Genomic DNA, 18,045 nt, shown 5'->3' with positions numbered 1-18,045 from the left:
AGGCCAGACGTTAGCGGTTCAACTGTGCGACAGCCGCCGCTGGGGCAGGTTCACCTTTGGCCGGCATGTCCGGATTTTCCATGACCTGAAGAATCGAGGCTTCCGGGTCGAAATCGTCTTCTTCCAGCTCGATGAATTCTTCTGGCAGGAAGATATTCAGCACGATAGCGCACAACGCGCCGACGGTGATCGGCGATTCGAAGATGTTGCGCAGCGCTTGCGGCAACTCGCGCAGAACTTCCGGCACAGCGGCGATGCCCAGGCCCATACCCAGCGAAATCGCCACGATCAGCATGTTGCGCCGATGCAGACCGGCTTCGGCGAGGATCTTGATCCCGGCCACCGCGACGGTGCCGAACATCACCAGTTCAGCGCCGCCGAGTACCGGTTTCGGCATCAACTGCAGCACCGCGCCGATCATCGGGAACAGCCCGAGCAACACCAGCAGACCGGCGATGAAGAAGGCGACGTAGCGGCTGGCCACACCGGTGAGTTGAATCACGCCGTTGTTCTGCGCGAAGGTCACCATCGGCATGCTGTTGAACACCGCCGCCATGGCCGAGTTGAGGCCGTCGGCGAGCAGGCCGGATTTGATTCGGCGGATGTACAGCGGGCCTTTGACCGGTTGCCGCGAGATCATCGAGTTGGCCGTCAGATCACCGGCAGCTTCCAGCGGCGACACGAGGAAAATCACTGCCACCGGCACGAACGCCACCCAGTCGAAGTTGAAACCGTACTTGAACGGCACTGGCACGCTGACCAGCGGCACTTCGGGCATCGAGGCGAAATCCACGGTGCCCATCAGCCACGCCACCACATAGCCAAGGGTCAGGCCGATGACGATCGCGCCCAGGCGCAAGAACGGTACGTCGACGCGGTTCAGCACGACGATGGTGCCGATCACCAGCGCTGCGAGAAACACATGGCTGGCGGCGCCCAGATCAGGCGCGCCGAAGCCGCCGGCAATGTCGGTCATCGCCACTTTGATCAGCGACAGGCCCATCAGCGTGATGATCGTACCGGTGACCACCGGGGTGATCAGCATGCGCAGTTTGCCGATGAACTGGCTCAGCATCACTTCGATGAAGGCGGCGAAAAAGCACACGCCGAAGATCGTCGAGAGGATTTCATCGGTGCCGCCACCGCGCGCCTTGACCATGAAACCGGCGCTGAGAATCACGCTCATAAAGGAAAAACTGGTGCCTTGCAGGCACAACAATCCCGAACCGACCGGGCCGAAGCGCTTGGCCTGGACGAAAGTACCGAGGCCGGAGACGAACAGCGCCATGCTGATCAGGTAAGGAATTTCACTTTGCAGACCGAGGGCGCCGCCCATGATCAGGGTCGGGGTGATGATACCGACGAAGCTGGCCAGCACGTGTTGCAGTGCGGCAAACACGGTGGCAGTCAGGTGCGGGCGGTCGTTGAGGCCGTAGATCAGGTCGTTGTTGCGCGGGGCTTTTTCAGAGGCGGTCATGGTGTTTTGCGCGCCGCAAGGCGGGGCCGGGTCAGAAAATGGAGGCGCAGGATGCCGGAAGAGGGCGGCGAGGGCAACGAGCAATAACTGCCTGAAAGGTCAGGTTTTATTGGTCGCTACGGCAAACGCCCGTGCAGGAGCTGTCGAGTGAAACGAGGCTGCGATCTTTTAAGATCAAAAGATCGCAGCCTGCGGCAGCTCCTACGCGAGATTGAATGCGGCCAGTAAATCCTCTTCAAAAGCCTTTTGCGCATCCCCCGGCACCTGCGCCCGATGCCGGGCCAGATGAAACGCCACATCAAAACTCAATTCGCCTTCACGCACGGGCCGCAGCAACCCCTTTTCCTGCCAGCTCCGCGCATAGTGATCCGGCAAATAGCCGACATGTTTGCCGGAGAGAATAAACGCCAGCGTACCTTCAACCTGCTCCGAGCGCGCCGAGCAGAGCTTGCCCTGAAACGGTTCGTCGCTGCGCAAAAACCGATAGGGGTGATCGACCCGGTCGCAGGCCTGCAACGCGGCGTCGCTGGGCGTCTCGTCGTTAAACAATGGATGGCCGGCGGCGCAATACAAATGCTGGGTTTCGCTGAACAACTGGCGATAGTCGAAGGCACTTTGCACTTGCGAGAAATAACCGATGGCCAGATCCAGCCGCTGTTGCAGCAGCAGCCGTTCCATTTCGCCGGGCATGGCACTGATCAGTTCGATACGCACCGACTCATCGCGCTCGCGAAAACGTCGGATCGCCGCAGCTACCCTTTGCAGCACCGATTGATCGACCGACTCGGAAATCCCCAAGCGCACTTCGCCGATCAAGCGTCCGGCGACGCCGTTGGATTGATGGCGGAAGGTTTCGATCGATTCAAACAACGTGCGCACCGCGATCAGCAACTGCTCGCCCTTGGGCGTAACGCTGAAGCCAGCCTTGCCACGGCTGCACAAACGGTAGCCGAGGCGGGTTTCCAGTTTGGCCATTTGCTGGCTGATGCTCGACTGGCTCAGGCCCAGATCACCCTGGGCAGCGCTGAAGCCGCCACACTCGACCACCCGCACAAACAGGCGCAGCAGTTGCAAATCGACGTCGTGCAGTTGACCCAACATCACATTACTCCGGCGTAAAGTCAGGATGATTATTCGGCTATTTTTCTAATGTATCCGACGGCGCATCCTGCAACCACTTCTTCCGCTCAGGTGTTCGTCATGGCTCCCGTGTTCAAGCTGTGTTTCCCCGTGCTGCTGTTGTCCGTGGCTTTTCAGGCTCAGGCCGAGGACAAGACCCTCAATCTCTACAGCTGGGCCGACTACGTGCCGCCGTCAACCCTGCAACGGTTCGAGCAGAAAACCGGCATTCATGTGCGTTATGACACGTTCGATACCTCCGAGGTGCTGGAAACCAAGTTGCTCACTGGCGGCAGCGGGTATGACGTGGTGGTGCCGTCGTCCAGCGTTCTGGCGCGGGGGCTGGCGGCCGGCGCCTTGAAAGAAATCCCTCATGCGGGTCTCAAGGGCTACGCCAATCTTGATCCGGATTTGCTGGAAAAAATGGCCGCGGTCGACCCTGGCAATCGCTATGGCGTGCCGTACACCTGGGGTACGTTGGGGCTGGGCATGAATGTCGAGGCGGTGAAGCAGCGTCTGCCTGATGTGCCGCTGAACAGCCTCGACCTGCTGTTCAAACCGCAGAACGCCAGCAAGCTCAAGGACTGCGGCATCGCCATTCTCGATTCGCCGCAGGAGGTCATTGGTCTGGCCCTGCATTACTTGGGCAAGGATCCCTACAGCACCGACAAGAACGATCTGGCTGCCGCCGAAGCGTTGTTGCAGCAACTCCAGCCGTCGGTGCTCTACGTCGCCACCGGCCGGCAGATCAATGATCTGGCCAGCGGCAACGTGTGCCTCGCGCTGACCTACAACGGCGACGCGAGCATGGCCGCAGATCAGGCGCGCAAAGCCAATAAAGCGTTCGAAGTGGCGTACCGCATTCCCAAGGAAGGCACGCTGGTATGGCAGGACAATCTGGCCATCCCCAAAGACGCGCCGCACCCCGAGGCCGCACGGGCGTTCATCGAGTTCATGCTGCGCCCCGACTCGGTGGCCGAACTGACCAATACCTTGTTCTTTGCCACCGCCAACCAGGCCGCCACGCCATTGGTGGACGAGGCGGTGCGCAACGATCCCGACATCTATCCGCCGAGCGACGTGCGTGCGCGGCTCTACGCCGATCGCAGCATGAGCCTCAAGGACATGCGCCAGCGCACGCGTCTGTGGACCACTTTCCGTAGCCATCAATAACAACAGGAGCACCACGATGGATGTGCCCATGCAAAACGATCAGGCGATGACCCGCGACAGCCTCTACGGCACCGCCGCCGAAAGCACCTATGCCGGCATCACCAGTTTCATGCGCCGGCGCTACAGCCGTGACTTGCGCGGCGTCGATGTCGCGGTCAGCGGCGTGCCGTTCGACACCGCTACCAGCAACCGCCCCGGCGCTCGTTTCGGGCCACGGGGGATTCGTGCGGCTTCCACCGGGATCGCCTGGGAACGCCACTGGCCGTGGACGTTCGACCCGTTCGAGCATTTGGCGGTTATCGATTACGGCGACTGCGACTTCGATTACGGCTCACCCCACAGCATCCCCGAAAGCATCGAAGCCCACGCCGAGCAGATTCTCAACGCCGGCAGCGCGATGCTGACGTTTGGCGGTGATCACTTCATCAGCTACCCGTTGCTGAAAGCGCATGCACGCAAGCACGGCACGCTGTCGCTGATCCACTTCGATGCGCACAGCGACACCTGGCCGGACGAGGAGGGCAAGCGGGTCGACCATGGCACGATGTTCTGGCACGCCGCTCGCGAAGGGCTGGTTGATCCGGCGCGCTCGGTGCAGATCGGTTTGCGCACCACCAATGACGATCACATGGGTTTCCAGGTGCTGGATGCGCGGCAGGTCCATCGGCGGGGCTGTGAGGCGATTGTCGAAGCGATTCGCGCGCGGGTGGGCGATAACCCGGTGTATCTGACGTTCGACATCGATTGCCTGGATCCGGCGTTTGCACCCGGAACCGGAACGCCTGTCTGCGGCGGTTTGAGCACCGTACAAGCGCTGGAAATTCTCGGTGGTTTGCGTGGGATCAATTTGGTCGGGATGGACGTGGTGGAAGTCGCCCCGGCCTACGACCACGCCGAGGTCACCTCATTGGCCGCCGCGACACTGGCGATGGAAATGCTCTGCCTCTACGCCGCCCGACACAAAGTCGATCGCTAAACCGGCCGCCAATGATCGTTCCCACGCTCTGCGTGGGAATGCAGCCTGGGACGCTCCGCGTCCCCTCTAGGGCCGAACGCGGAGCGTCCGTTGAGGCATTCCCACGCGGGAGCGTGGGAACGATTATCCCGTGGCGACGCGAGGCGGGTCAGGCTACCGGGATGATCGGCAGGTCCAACGTTTGCGGACCGGTAAAGCGAGGGGCGGCACTGGTAATCGTCTCGTGCGGTACACCCGCCGGCACGGCACTGCTGTCTTCAAGCCGCGCCATGTGTTGTTCGCTCAGTTGCACGTCGAGTGCGCCAAGGGTGGCGTCCAGTTGTTCGCGGGTGCGCGAGCCGAGGATCGGGATCAGCGCAGTGGTCGAACGGCGGGCTTTTTCGCGTAACCAGGCGATGGCGACGTGGGTCGGGCTGACGCCGATTTCTGCGGCCACCGCCAGCAACGTATCGAGCAGGGCGGTTTCGCGGGCGCTTTTTTCCGCATGCACCAGCATGCCGAGTTTGCTCGCACGGTTATTGTCATCGCCGCCGCGATATTTGCCCGTGAGGAACCCACCCGCCAAGGGTGACCACAGGGTTGCCGCCAGTCCAAGTGCTTCGGCCATTGGCAGCAACTCGCGCTCGGCGCTGCGTTCAGCGAGGCTGTATTCGACCTGAATCGCGACTATCGGCGCAAAGCCGCGCAGCTCCGCCAACACGTCAGCGCGGGAAACGCGCCACGCCGGGAAGTTCGACAAACCGGCATAGTGGATTTTGCCCGCGCGCACCAGATCATCAAAACCGCGGAGAATTTCTTCCATCGGCGTCACGCCATCGGTCACGTGCGCCCAGAACAGATCAATGTGATCGGTGTTCAAGCGTTTAAGGCTTTCTTCTACCGCGCGAACCATGTTTTTCCGGCTGTTGCCGGTGTGGGAAATGCCGTCGGCCGGGGTCGTGCCCATGCTGTATTTGGTGGCGATCACCAGGCGATCGCGCTCCGGGGCAATGAATTCACTGAGCATCGATTCCGACTGTCCGCCCTGATAACCATTGGCGGTATCAATGAAATTGCCGCCGGCATCGAGGAAGCCATCAAAGATGCGCTTGGCTTCGTCACGTTCGGCGCCGTGGCCCCAACCGGTGCCGAAATTGCCGGCGCCCAGCGCCAGTTCAGAAACACGCAGACCGGTTTTGCGACCAAAAACCTTGTAATGCATGGCAACGCCCTCGGTGGAAATTCATCAGTTGTAAAAATTACGCTCGAAATATTTGATCAATATGATGTCGATAATATTCACTGTCAAGACGCTTGCCGCTCAACGGTAAAACCAGCTCATCAGCGGCGCACGCTCCTGCCATTTTCTGACACCAGCCTCTGCTAAGCTGCGAGCACTTTCCCTGCTGAGCCTGGCCATCGTGTCGCGTACCACTCGTCTTTTGACTTTGCTGCAAGTGCTGCGCGGCAAGAAACGCCCGGTTACGGCGGCAATCCTCGCCGCCGAACTGGAAGTGTCCGAGCGTACGCTCTATCGCGATATCGCTGAACTGACCGCCCTCGGCGCGCCGATCCATGGCGAGGCGGGGATCGGTTATGTGCTGCGCAGCGGCCTGTTTCTGCCGCCATTGATGCTCAACGCCGAAGAGACCGAAGCCATCGTCCTCGGTTTGCGCTACGTCGATCAGCGCGGTGATGAAGTCCTCGGCAAAGCGGCTGCAGATGCGCTGGCGAAAATTGCCGCCGTGCTCGATCCGCAGGCCCAGGAAGCGCTGCGTAATCCCACGGTGATGCCGGGGCCGCCGGGCTATGGTTTTCCGCAAAACGCTGTGCCTTTGAACGTGTTCCGCCATGCCATCCGCGACCAGGCCAAACTGCACATCGATTACGCCGACGCGCAACAGGTGCCCAGTCAGCGGCTGATCTGGCCATTGGCGCTGGGCTTTCTCAATGAGGTGCGGATCATCGTTGCGTGGTGCGAATTGCGCGGCGCCTACCGTACATTTCGCACTGACCGGATCAGCGCCGCCAGGCGTCAGGGTGATGGTTATCCGGGGCGCCGCAGCGACTGGTTGCGCACCTGGCGCGAGCAGATGCAACTGGATGAAAGCGGGCGATTCACTCCTGACAAAAACTGACGCAACGCTGCTTTACGATGACGGCAGAACCACACAAAAGGAGCTGCAATCATGTCTCATCCCGCCTCTACACTGGCCCCGGCCATCGCTGCGTATATCGATGCGGCCAACGCACGTGACACCTCGCGGGTCGCCAGTTTTTTTGCCGAGGATGCCAACGTGTTCGACGAGGGCCAGCATCAGGTCGGCCCGCACGCCATTGCACAATGGATGCAAGACACCGGGCAACGCTATCAGCCTCGGGTCGAAGTGCTGGAGGTCCAGCAACGCACCGGCAAAGTGCTGGTGCACGGACTGATTTCCGGGACATTTCCCGGCAGCCCGGCCCAGCTGCGTTATACGTTCCGCTTGAACGAGCAGGGGAAAATCGCCCGCCTGGATATTTCCCTGTAAGCATCGTGGCATACTGCCGCGCATGACTTTCGACTCCCCCCTCAGCGCCTGGCAACACGCCGTTCAACACAAGGGCTTCATCCAGGATGAAGCCCAGGAACACGCGGTCTGGGCGCTGCAAAAATGCCACGAAGCCCTGCACGCCGGTGTCCGTTCGGTCACCGGCGTTTATCTGTGGGGGCCGGTCGGGCGCGGCAAGACCTGGCTGATGGATCAGTTCTATCAGAGCCTGCGGGTGCCGGCGCGACGCCAACACTTTCATCACTTCATGGGCTGGGTGCATCAGCGTTCGTTCCAGTTGACCGGGATTGCCGATCCGTTGCGCGTGCTGGCCAAAGAGCTGGCGGCGGAGGTGCGGGTGCTGTGCTTCGATGAGCTGTTCGTCAACGACATCGGTGACGCGATCATTCTTGGTCGGCTGTTTCAGGTGATGTTCGACGAAGGCGTGGTGATCGTGTGCACGTCCAATCTGCCGCCGGATGATCTGTACGCCGACGGCTTTAACCGCGACCGTTTTGTCCCGGCGATTGCCGCGATCAAGGCGCATATGCAGGTGGTCGCGGTGAATGGTGCCGAGGATCATCGACTGCATCCGGGCGCAGGTCTGCAACGTTACTTTGTGGCCACGTCCTCGCTCAGTGCGCTGGACGAAGTGTTTCAGGCTTTGACCGCCGGGCAACCGGCCAGCCGCGAACCGGTGTCGGTCGGGCATCGCCAGTTGAACGTGGTGCAGGCCAGTGAAACGGTGTTGTGGTGTCGCTATGCGGATCTCTGCGAGCAACCGTTCGCCGCCATGGATTTCATCGCACTGTGCGACCGTTACACGGCTATTCTGTTGAGCGAAGTACCCAATCTCAGCGCACAGAAACGCGAAGGGCGCATCGCGCGTGGCACCGAAGACGGCGCGCAGCGAGTGGTGGCGGGTGACCGCGAGTTGCCGCAACTGTCGGTTCACGACGACGGCGTGCGGCGTTTCATCGCGCTGGTCGACGAGTGCTACGACCGCAAGGTGCCGCTGTACATCGAGGCGCAAGTGCCAATGGCTGCGCTGTACACCGAGGGTTATCTGGAATTCCCGTTCCGCCGCACCCTCAGTCGCTTGCAGGAGATGCAGCTGCAGCGCTTTGCCGAAGCTTGAGTGAAGAGGGCGCCGACATGAGCCAACCGCTTTCCCATCATCTGCTGACCATGGCTTACCAGAATGCCTGGGCCAATCATCGTCTGGCCAAGGCCTGGAGCCAGCTCGAAGCGGCAGATCTGGCCGCGCCCCGGGTGAGTTTTTTCCCGAGCATTCGTCTGACCCTCAATCACATCCTCACCTGCGACTGGTTCTACGTCGATGCACTGGAACGCGAGTTGCGCGGGGACGAGCCGCATCCCGACTGCTATGTGTTTTTCAATGCGGATGAGCCATTTACCGACGGCCCACCACTGCGCGAAGAGCAGGCCCACGTTGATCGGCGCCTGATCGCCTATTGCGAGCAACTGCGCGATGCCGATCTGGGCCGAATCGTCACCATCGCCCGCGACACGCCGCAGCACGACAGCCGTTTGCGCATGCTTTCGCACCTGTTCGAGCATCAGCTTCATCACCGCGGCCAGGTGCACGCGATGCTCAGCGACACGTCGGTGAAACCGCCGCAACTGGATGAGTTCTTCTGTGTCGGCGAAAGTGCTCTGCGTGCCGAAGATTTCGCCGAACTCGGCTGGACCGAGGAACTGATCTGGGGACACTGACCAAGCAAAGGATCGCAACCTTCGGCAGCTCCTGCTGCAGGAGCTGCCTCAGGCTGCGATCTTGCGGGTTGCCCGCCGGATCATCCCCGCGCTAAGGTCAGACAGCCTTTCAGTGCGCACTTTGCGTGATGGGGCTTTTGTGTGTTCGGGGATGGAAATGGATTCCACAGAGATTCTTGTACTTCAAGCCAGCTACAGCAATCCAACGCACGCCGAGGCCATCGGTATTGTGCTCAATCATTATGCTGAAGACCCTATGGGCGGCGGTCATTCGCTTGACCCTGATCTGCTGCGTCGGCTGCCTGAAGAACTGGCCCGGCGACCGCATGCGTTCAGCGTGCTGGCCTTTGTCGGTGGCGAACCGGCGGGGCTGGTGAACTGCTTTGAAGGGTTTTCCACGTTTGCCTGCAAACCGCTGGTCAACGTTCACGACGTGGCGGTGGTGGGCCAGTTTCGTGGCCTCGGTCTGAGCCAGAAAATGCTGCAGAAAGTTGAGGAAATTGCCCGCCAGCGTGGCTGCTGCAAGATCACCCTCGAAGTGCTGGAAGGCAACGCCGTCGCGCAGAATGCTTACGGCAAATTCGGCTTCGCGCCAGGCATGTTCGACCCTAATTACGGTCGCATGCTGTTCTGGATCAAGAATTTGCAGGCCTGAAAGCCCCTCACCCTAACCCTCTCCCGGAGGGAGAGGGGACTGACCGAGGTGATGGGTCGAGGTACGCCGACCTGAAACATCGAGCCGCACTCAGGTTTGAAAAGCCCACAAATCAAACGCCAAACCGGCCTACAGGCAAACGGCGATCCTGAAAACACCACAAAACAGCTCCCTCTCCCTCGGGAGAGGGCTGGGGTGAGGGGCGAATTCACCACAAGTCGAAAGCCGGACACCCATTCCTGATTAATCAACAGAATGACCACAAAAAAAAGGCGCCCCAATCAGGGCGCCCAACTGTCTTCTCCCAGGCCAGAGCGGAGCCACGGGAGGTCCATCGGTTGCTCGGTCAATCTCAGTCGCGATAGGACTCGGTCACTTGCGCGGTCTGGTCGGCGGGAACGCGAATTTCTTTCGCGCTGGCGTCGCTCTGCTGCGCGCTCTGGGCGTGGTGAACCGGGAAGTTGTCGTAGTAATACCGCATGCGCTCAGCGCCGCCTTCGGCGAAGACGCTGGCAGAACCCAGGGCAAACAGCCCGGCAAGGATTACGGTAGCGATTTTCATGGTGCCTCCTACTGAACAAGTGGGAGCCGTTTCATCCATGAATCAGAACTCGAGAGGAGTCTCTCCCGTGTGAATTAACACGGGGTTAACGCTCGTTCAGTGTAGGTTTTGCAGCAGGTTGCAGAGCGATATCTGACAGACGCGGCGCCCATCGATCCAGGCGCACCGCGTCAAAGGGGGACGGGTCAGAGCCTCCAGTCGAGACTCACCGTTAGCGTGCGCGGATCTCCCCAATACACGCCGTCGTAGAAGCCGACGTTGTCATAATATTTCTTGTCGAACAGATTGTTGACGTTCAGCGATGCTGACAGGTGCCTGTCGAACTCATACCGCGACATCAGGTTGACCACGGTGTAGCCGCTCTGGTTGATGCGTGTCTCTTCGGTGTCGAGGCCAACCGGTCGGGGCGCGGTGCCATACATATCGCTTTGCCAGTTCACCGCGCCGCCCACGGTCAGCGCCTGCCATTCGCCCGGCAGACGATACGCGGTGGACACACGCAACAGGTTCATGGGCTGATTGGTGTTGGTGCGCTCGCTTTCGCCGTCGACCGAGTGTGTGTAGGTGTATCCGGCAGTCATGTTCCAGCCACGAAGAATTTCCCCGGACACTTCAGCTTCAAAGCCGTTGACCTTGTTGCCCTTGCCACCGGACTTGTAGAACTGTTCGCGGGTAACCGGATCCGCCGGCACCGAATTGTCCACTTCAGCGACATTATCCTGCTTGCTCCAGAACAGCGCCGTGGACAGATTCAGGCGTTCCTCGAGCAAACTGCCCTTGAGGCCCAGCTCATAGTTTTTACCCACCACCGGGTCGATGTACTTGCGATTCTTGTCGCGATTGCCTTGGGGTTTGAAGATGTCGGTGTAACTCACGTACACCGTGTATTCCGGGGTCAGGTCATATAGCAGCCCGGCGTAAGGCGTCCAGACGTCATTCTGTTTCTGGCTGGTGTAATCGACTTTGGTCAGCTGTCGATTGGCATTGTAGCTGTTGGTGGTGCTGGAGGCTTGCCAGCTGCCGTAGCGACTGCCCAGCACCGCGTGCAGTTCATCGGTCAGGCTCAGGCGCGTGGCGATGTATCCGGCTTTCTGCCGGGTATCGTCCTTGGCGCCGGTGAGATCGGTGACGGTGTCGCTGAATTTGGCGATATCGCCCATGTATTTCCAGTCGCGGATAGTCCCGTAACCTCTGGGGCGTGGGCTGGCGATGGTGTACGGAGAGTTCGAGCGGCGCTCGGCCTCTCCGTAGCCGAACATCATTTCGTGCTCGCGGCCCAGCAGCGAGTAGGGGCCGGAGACATTGAAGTCATACGCCTGCATTTTCTGCGTGCCGATCATGTGCGAGGTGTAGGCGCTCATGCCGCTGCGGTCGGGCTCGGGGTATCCGGTGCCAGCGTAATAGACCTTGCCGTCGGTATTGCTGTCGCGGTGGGTGTACGCCGCTTTCAGGCGCCAGCCGCCGGCCAGTTGCTGATCGAGAGTGGCGAACGCGGTTTTGTCCTGCAGCGGCCAGGAACTCCACGACGTCGCCATGTTGGTCGAACGTCCCAGACCGGCCTTGCTGCCATCGGCATTCCAGTAGGGCACGGTGCCCCAGGACGAACCTTGCACATGCTTGTTCTGATAGTCGTAACCGACCGCCAGCACGGTGGAATCGGTCAGATCCGCCTCGAGCACGCCATATCCGACTTCCCGTTGCAGCGCGTACTTGTCTTTGATCGACTGGTTGTCGCGATAGGCCAGCACCGTGCGTCCGCGAAGACGACCGTCGAAAGCCAACGGCCCGCCGACATCGACGTAGCTGTAGTAATTGTCGTAGCTGCCGCCACTGACCCCGGCCAGCGCCTGCCACTGCGTAGTCGGGCGCTTGCGCACCATGTTGATGGTCGCCGACGGATCACCCGCACCCGTGGTCAACCCGGTGGCACCGCGTACTACCTCGATGCGGTCGTAAATAATCGTGTCGGAATCGGACTTCATGCGATCGAAGGTGTTGAGCATCCCGTCGATCTGGAAGTTGTTGATCGCATAACCGCGCGACGAATAGCTGACCCGATCGGAATCCAGATGCTGCACCACAATGCCCGTGGTCTGGCGCATGGCCTCGGACAATGTACCGAGTTTGAAATCATCCATCTGCTGACGTGTGATCACCGAGACAGATTGCGGAGTTTCCTTGATCGACAGGTTCAGGCGAGTAGCGGTGCTCATCGCGCCGGTGGTGTAGGACTCGGTGTTTTCGGTGGTGGTGCCCAAGCCTTGCGCACTGACGTTGGTCTCGGCCAGCTCCAGCGCTGTGTTGCTGGGTTTCAGCGGCTTTTCGGCTTCGGTTTCAGCCAGCAGACCGGCGCTGAAGGCAGCGCTGCACAGACCGAGGGTGAGGGTCATGGAACGGGTAATGGGCGCGAACATCGCAGCCGACTCCTTGTCTTCGAGGGAAAAAATCCGTTTGTTCAAAGACGAGGCGTGGGGCGGGGATTTAGTGTCAAACGAGAAATATTGTTATTTGAAAGTGTTTCAGAGGTTGGCTCGACCACGGTTCAAACGTAAAAGATCGCAGCTTTCGGCAGCTTCTACCGGGATCGGTGTAGGTGCTGCCGAAGGCTGCGATCTTTTGATCTTGCCGTTATCAGACGCGCAATTGAATCTGCCGGCCCAACACATCCATCACGTCACAGCCATCACGCAACAACATCGCCGCCGCATGGGCCAGTTGCTGCACATCAGCACCTTTGGCGGACGAGATATCCAGACTGGCGAGGCTTTCCATCATTTGCGTCACCGCCAGAAAGCGACTGGCCGCACTAGCGTGCAAGACATCCAGTGGTGCTTCGGTGGAGACCAGTAAAACCGGAATGCTGTCCTCGTTGTGGGTCATCGAAAGGTGCGCTTTCATACGTCACCTCTGGTCTGAGCGGTGTGCTGACTGGCGATGGAAGCCAGGACCAGTGCGCGGGCGTTGGCGAGCATTTGCTGGCTGGCCCAGCGCAGTGAGCTGCTGTGATCCGGGCGAGCGACGCTAGGGGCTTGGTGAGCGAGGGCTTCGGCGCAGTTGAGGTAGACGGCCGCGTGTTCGAGGGCGTCGAGGAGCGAGAGGTCGGGACGGACGCGGAAAGGGTGGTGAGCGATGTGGTCGCGGGGGGTGGACTTTGTGGTTGGATCGGTCATGGTGCAGCCTCTTGGAAGTCGGAGAACTGCCACTTCATCGCCGTCAAACGAATAGGTGGCAACTGTGTGCAGGTTGACGGACCGGTCCAAGACACCCGGCGCACCCGAAGATGCCCCGCACACAGTCACCATTGAGCAGCGCGTCGGACACAGGAGTGCGCGCGCACGTTGGAAAGCAATGTGCGTCCTGGATTGTTCAGGCCGTCAAACCCGATCACGAATGAGTCGTGACATGCGCGAGGATAGGGAGTGAGAGCAGGTCAGTCAACCGCTGCAATCTTCCGGAATTTGCCGGGCTTTCTTGTAGGAGAAAGGCTACTCGCGATGACCATTGATGAGCGCCCAATGATGCTGAATATCGCAGAGCCCACGTCGACAAAATGGTGAGGTGTCATCAATTGATGTTCCACCAACCTGGGACGCAAACGCTGTATTCAGTCTCTGGAATATTCGACCTCGTCGGCGAATCCCGCCAGATCCGCCCCGACAACGCGCTGGCCAACGCCGACGCACAATGAGTTCAAGGAAGGCAATCGTGCCCGGTGGCGCGGCCGGGCTTCAAACCCGGTTGGGGAGGGCATTCGTTCCCGGGCAGGTTCGATTTCGGCTGCCTTCCGCCAGTTTGCCAAAAGCAAAAGATCGCAGCCTTCGGTAGCTCCCACAGGGATTGGTTTAGGAGCTGCCGAAGGCTGCGATCTTTTAATCAACAGTGCAGAAAATGTAGCTTGGCTCTACTTAACGTTTGAAGTGTCTGGTATTGCCCATGCTCGAAAAGTTATTAAGACCAGTTTATTTCATCAAGGAAGAAACCGGGGTCGATAGGTTCGCTTAAACACTTTAGAATGAAGTGGGAGATGTACTGTCCAGTGGTCGCTTCATATTTCACTGTGGCTGGCTGAGTTCTTGCGAGTGGAATAAACTCGCTATATAGCTGTTCTTGATCATTGTAATAAATTACTTGATGCGTATCGTTACCGTCAACGTGCATTACTACGAATGAAACTTTGGTGGCCACTCCATTCCAACTAAATTTGCCGCTAGTTCTATTAGTGCAAAGCAGTGTTCTTTGTCCAAATATAGGTCTAAGGCTTTCGGGGGTGTCTAATGTCCGAAATACCTGTGTTGGAGAGAGGGCCGATAAAAGAGTGAAGATGATTCCACTTTCAAATTTGATAGGCGTGTCAATTTTAAAGCTTTGAATGTCTGCGTTGTCCCAGTTCTCATGCCCTGATGAAAGGTTTTTGGATTTGATAATATAGGTGCAAATGGGGAAAACAACCGCTTTATCAGTATTTGCCACTTTATTGAAGTTTACCTTGAAGCTAATCGTCAGCGGCAGTCCATTTTTTAGTTCTCTTAACCAGGCAACCTGTGCCGGCGTTACCAACCCTTCTACCTGTTGATGCGCTTCTCCTGCCCAGAAGGTTTTTTCTACGGCGTCACCGTTCTTGTTAGTTCCGTCGTAACGCAGCCAAATACACTGATTCGAAGCCTGCAACGGCCATTTTTCGATCCTGAGTTGCGCACCTTCCGCCAGTTCCATCACTTCCAGTTCATCGCCTATCGCCCCGTCGATGGCTGGCGTCGGAAGATTCGTATCGCCATCAGTAATCGATAGCACAGTCAGATCCAATTCATCCGAATTCTGCGGTACGGCATTACGGATGACGGTGTAAGTCACTTTCACCGGTTTGCCTAGATTGAACGCGACCACTGAATTCGGCAGCGCCACTTCCTTGTCTGCTTGCGCGGTCACCTCGAAGGGGCCGGCCGTTGCGCTGCCCTCACCGGGCGTGCCGCTCCAGGTCACGCTGACCTGGGTCCCGATCATGTTTGTGTAAGCCGGAATTACAGCGGTCAGTGTGTCGCTGGCCGCGAATGGATCGAGACTGTCGTCACTGGCTTCCTTGATACGAGGCTCTTTCAGATCGAGGGCTCTGATCGTATAAACCTTCACCGGCGCATCAATCGCCTCAGCCTCCTCACGACTCAACGTCAACGCCGCTTTGAAATGCAATTCCAGCCGACTGCCATCCGCCAGGTCCTTGATGGCGTTGTACGCCAGCGTATGTGTGTATTGACCGCTGTTGAACCAGTTTTGATTAACGTAGGAAGACGGCCACGGCCATACCACGTGATGGAAGGCATCGCCGTTATTCTTCGTACCTTTGAGGTTCAGTCCTACCCGATGATTGGCGGCTATAAATGCCCAGACGCCAGCGAGAATCGTTGCGCCCAACGTCACCTTCGCCAGATCCAGCACCGTGCCCTCGGCCTGCTCGATGCTGATTTTGTCCAGCTCTGTCGCAGGCAGCGGCGTGACGCTGACGGTCAGAGGCAAAGATGGAGTTGTCTGGCCTGCGGTGACTTCGTAGCTGAGTGTGAAGGTTTTGGTTTCGTTGCCGATGTTGGCTGCAATGGCTTCGGCGGGAATCAGGAACTCGACGCTGCCGCTGGCAACGCCCGGTTTGGCCGGGATGTCCGGTGAGCCGACGCCGGGTGTCCCGAGCATGCTCAGTTTGATGTTATGTGTTTCGTTCATGCCGGTGTAGGCCACGATCACTCGGGCGCCGTTTTGCACGTTCAGCGGCGCCAACGATACGTTGGCACCTGTGCCGGTGGCTTCCGGCATATGTGGCAATGGCAAGGGGTTTTCCAGCGCCACCCCCACACTGAACTCCAGCGGCTCGGCATAACTCGTCCGCCCATCCGCACGCTTGATTTCGTACCGGGCGATCACCGTCCCGCCTTCATTGCCCTTGATCTCCTCGGCCGGGATGGTGAACGGTACTTGCTTACCGGCGGTGAATTCGTTCAGCTTGATCGAATCGGGGTATTCGTCGGTGATCGAGCCGATCCAGAACATGAAGACTTCATCGCCTTTGACCGTTTCGGTGTACGGCACGGTCAGGGTTGTGCCTGCGGTGTCGGCTGGCAGGACGCCGTCGACCACACCGGCCACCACCGGTTCGGGCAGTTCCAGGCGCGGTTCGCCGACTTGCAGGATGTCGGTGTGGATCGACTCGCGAATGGCGCGAGTGGCGGCGTACTTGTCCAGCGTGGCGAGTACCGCGTCCGCGATCAGTTGCTGGTAGTAGAACTCCGCCGTGCCGCCGTTGACCGGGGCCAGGTGTTTGCCGTCGATGCTGTACGACAGTGGTTTGGCTGCGACGATGTCGTTGCGGGTGATGGGGCGAAGAGGCAAGTCAGGCAGGTAAGGTTTGAGACCAGGCGTGGTGCCGAGCATGAATATCTTGAGGACCTGGCCTTCGGCAAAGGATTTGTCGAAGGGGATCTCGAGACGCACCTGGGCCAGCGTCGGGTCCAGCGCCCCGGAGTCCTCGTCCAGCATGATCGGCGCGGCCAGCCGCTGGACTTCGCCGATGGCGCGGATGAACTGGGTTTTGGCACGTAGATCAGCAGAGCCATCGGCCTTTTTCAGGCGATAGGACAGGGCGATCTGGCTTTTTGCCAATTGGCGCAGGAGGCTATTGGCGATTTTGGTTTCATGGGTGGTCGGCACGCTGACCAAGGCTTCACCCGGCACTTCAATATCAACCGGCGGGCCTTCTTGTGGCGTTCCCTTGATTGTCAGGATGGGGATGTCGCCGACCTTGAACGAGGAGCCTGACACCCAGACCTGCGCGGTGCCGTCGGCGTCGCCCAGTTTGTCGACGTCCAGCACATTGTTCAGCGCCTCCTTGAGCAATGGCGCGACCAAGCGCGTTGTGTCCACTGCCACCAACACCCGTTGTTCGACACTCCAGTCCGACGATCGATTGTCGACCAGATCGTAAACCTCGAAAACCACAGCCAGACCCGAGTCGTCGGAGTCGCCGGCCTTGCGGATTTTGCCTTCCTCGATCTTCACGGTGATTGAGTCCGTGCCATCAGCCTGCGCTTGGGTCAGCGGGGCGCTGAGTACAAATACGCCGCCCCAGCTAACCCGGATCACATCGCCGGCCGCGGCGAATGGATAGGGTGGCTTGCCATCGGCGTTGCCGATGGTGATCAGTACGCCAGCGGCGACGTTATCCTCGTCGATACCCCCCTTGAGAATCTCCTCAGGGATGGTCATGACCAGATCCGGATGCCCCGGCTCTTCGCTATGATCCTCGCCACCTGGGCGGGTGAGCTTGACCAGCACCTGCATCTCTAGCGAATGTTCGGCCGTCCCGCCCTGCCGGGTAACGCTGTAGGACAAGGTGTATGTGCCCTCGGTGATATGCCGCGCCTCCACGAACATTTGCAGCTCGGTGCCGACTTCGTTTTCATCAACGGTTTTTGGCAATATCTCCTGGGTCTTGTCCTTGTAGATCACCAGCTTGTCGAGGCGATTCATCGGCGCCCAAGGCCCGGCCTGGCACAACAGACCCTGACGCGGAAAATTGTCCAGCGCCGCGGCGCGGTTGATGCCCCAGACCTTGGGCGTTTCGGACACTGGCCCGGTACGGCCGGGGATCTTGAGTTCATTGAGGATCAGTGGGGCGTTGTCAGGCTGGTCTTTGGCGGACATGGGAGGGGGACTCCGTGGCGGAAAGTGACGGAGTGATTGAACGGCTAAAAGTGAGATTGCGCACCTGTCAGATCTGACAGGTGCGGGCTTGAATCCGACGGATGGTGATTTTGGGAGAGGTCGAGTCGACGCTGAAAAAGCCTTAGAGAT

The 18,045-nt window shown here is 59.3% G+C and carries 15 protein-coding genes and 1 tRNA gene; 8 read left to right on the top strand and 8 right to left on the bottom strand.

What is annotated here, in order from left to right:
• Nucleotides 1–10: 10 nt before the first annotated feature.
• Nucleotides 11–1,477, bottom strand: a complete 1,467-nt coding sequence (locus tag CCX46_RS15890) for a nucleobase:cation symporter-2 family protein (protein WP_127927919.1) — start codon at nt 1,475–1,477, stop codon at nt 11–13.
• 201 nt (nt 1,478–1,678) lie between these two features.
• Nucleotides 1,679–2,578, bottom strand: a complete 900-nt coding sequence (locus CCX46_RS15885; RefSeq protein ID WP_127927917.1) for a LysR family transcriptional regulator — start codon at nt 2,576–2,578, stop codon at nt 1,679–1,681.
• A 99-nt stretch (nt 2,579–2,677) separates the two neighbouring features.
• Here CCX46_RS15885 and CCX46_RS15880 point away from each other — a divergent pair, with 99 nt between their 5' ends.
• The gene (locus CCX46_RS15880; RefSeq protein WP_127927915.1) at nt 2,678–3,769 is read left to right on the top strand and encodes a polyamine ABC transporter substrate-binding protein; all 1,092 of its coding nucleotides are present in this window, start codon (nt 2,678–2,680) and stop codon (nt 3,767–3,769) included.
• A 16-nt stretch (nt 3,770–3,785) separates the two neighbouring features.
• On the top strand, nt 3,786–4,745 hold the full coding sequence (gene speB / locus CCX46_RS15875; protein WP_127927913.1) for an agmatinase: 960 nt from the start codon (nt 3,786–3,788) through the stop codon (nt 4,743–4,745).
• A gap of 148 nt (nt 4,746–4,893) precedes the next feature.
• Here speB and CCX46_RS15870 read toward each other — a convergent pair whose 3' ends face one another.
• Nucleotides 4,894–5,946, bottom strand: a complete 1,053-nt coding sequence (locus CCX46_RS15870; RefSeq protein ID WP_127927911.1) for an aldo/keto reductase — start codon at nt 5,944–5,946, stop codon at nt 4,894–4,896.
• Nucleotides 5,947–6,145: 199 nt separating this feature from the next.
• Here CCX46_RS15870 and CCX46_RS15865 point away from each other — a divergent pair, with 199 nt between their 5' ends.
• The 5 genes from CCX46_RS15865 (at nt 6,146) to CCX46_RS15845 (ending at nt 9,647) form a co-directional block, all read left to right on the top strand.
• Entirely contained in the window at nt 6,146–6,862 is a 717-nt protein-coding gene (locus tag CCX46_RS15865) for a helix-turn-helix transcriptional regulator (RefSeq protein WP_127927909.1), read from the top strand.
• A gap of 51 nt (nt 6,863–6,913) precedes the next feature.
• Nucleotides 6,914–7,255, top strand: coding sequence for a nuclear transport factor 2 family protein (locus tag CCX46_RS15860; protein ID WP_127927907.1), 342 nt, complete (start codon nt 6,914–6,916; stop codon nt 7,253–7,255).
• Between the two features lie 22 nt (nt 7,256–7,277).
• Complete coding sequence (zapE, locus tag CCX46_RS15855) at nt 7,278–8,393, top strand: cell division protein ZapE (RefSeq protein WP_127927905.1); 1,116 nt, start codon at nt 7,278–7,280, stop codon at nt 8,391–8,393.
• Between the two features lie 17 nt (nt 8,394–8,410).
• Nucleotides 8,411–8,992: a DinB family protein gene (locus tag CCX46_RS15850; RefSeq protein ID WP_127927903.1), complete on the top strand. Its 582-nt coding sequence runs from the start codon at nt 8,411–8,413 to the stop codon at nt 8,990–8,992.
• Between the two features lie 157 nt (nt 8,993–9,149).
• Nucleotides 9,150–9,647, top strand: a complete 498-nt coding sequence (locus CCX46_RS15845) for a GNAT family N-acetyltransferase (protein ID WP_127927901.1) — start codon at nt 9,150–9,152, stop codon at nt 9,645–9,647.
• Between the two features lie 352 nt (nt 9,648–9,999).
• Here CCX46_RS15845 and CCX46_RS15840 read toward each other — a convergent pair whose 3' ends face one another.
• The 4 genes from CCX46_RS15840 to CCX46_RS15825 form a co-directional block, all read right to left on the bottom strand.
• Entirely contained in the window at nt 10,000–10,209 is a 210-nt protein-coding gene (locus tag CCX46_RS15840) for a hypothetical protein (protein WP_127927899.1), read from the bottom strand.
• A 185-nt stretch (nt 10,210–10,394) separates the two neighbouring features.
• The gene (locus tag CCX46_RS15835) at nt 10,395–12,623 is read right to left on the bottom strand and encodes a TonB-dependent siderophore receptor (RefSeq protein ID WP_127927897.1); all 2,229 of its coding nucleotides are present in this window, start codon (nt 12,621–12,623) and stop codon (nt 10,395–10,397) included.
• Nucleotides 12,624–12,840: 217 nt separating this feature from the next.
• Nucleotides 12,841–13,107 (bottom strand): short-chain dehydrogenase, encoded by a 267-nt coding sequence (locus tag CCX46_RS15830; RefSeq protein ID WP_127927895.1) that lies wholly within the window; start codon nt 13,105–13,107, stop codon nt 12,841–12,843.
• Nucleotides 13,104–13,379: a DUF3077 domain-containing protein gene (locus CCX46_RS15825; RefSeq protein WP_127927893.1), complete on the bottom strand. Its 276-nt coding sequence runs from the start codon at nt 13,377–13,379 to the stop codon at nt 13,104–13,106. The genes CCX46_RS15830 and CCX46_RS15825 overlap by 4 nt, the downstream gene beginning before the upstream one ends.
• A 524-nt stretch (nt 13,380–13,903) precedes the next feature.
• Between CCX46_RS15825 and CCX46_RS30640 the strand changes: the two genes are divergently transcribed.
• Nucleotides 13,904–13,999 (top strand) — tRNA-Sec (locus tag CCX46_RS30640).
• Between the two features lie 158 nt (nt 14,000–14,157).
• Here CCX46_RS30640 and CCX46_RS15820 read toward each other — a convergent pair.
• Nucleotides 14,158–17,895, bottom strand: a complete 3,738-nt coding sequence (locus tag CCX46_RS15820) for a hypothetical protein (RefSeq protein ID WP_127927891.1) — start codon at nt 17,893–17,895, stop codon at nt 14,158–14,160.
• Between the last annotated feature and the right edge of the window lie 150 nt (nt 17,896–18,045).

The sequence above is a fragment of the Pseudomonas sp. RU47 genome, from assembly GCF_004011755.1.
Taxonomy (GTDB): domain Bacteria; phylum Pseudomonadota; class Gammaproteobacteria; order Pseudomonadales; family Pseudomonadaceae; genus Aquipseudomonas.
The sequence above is the reverse complement of the archived record's forward strand: the minus strand, read 5'-3'. Positions and strand labels throughout refer to the sequence as shown.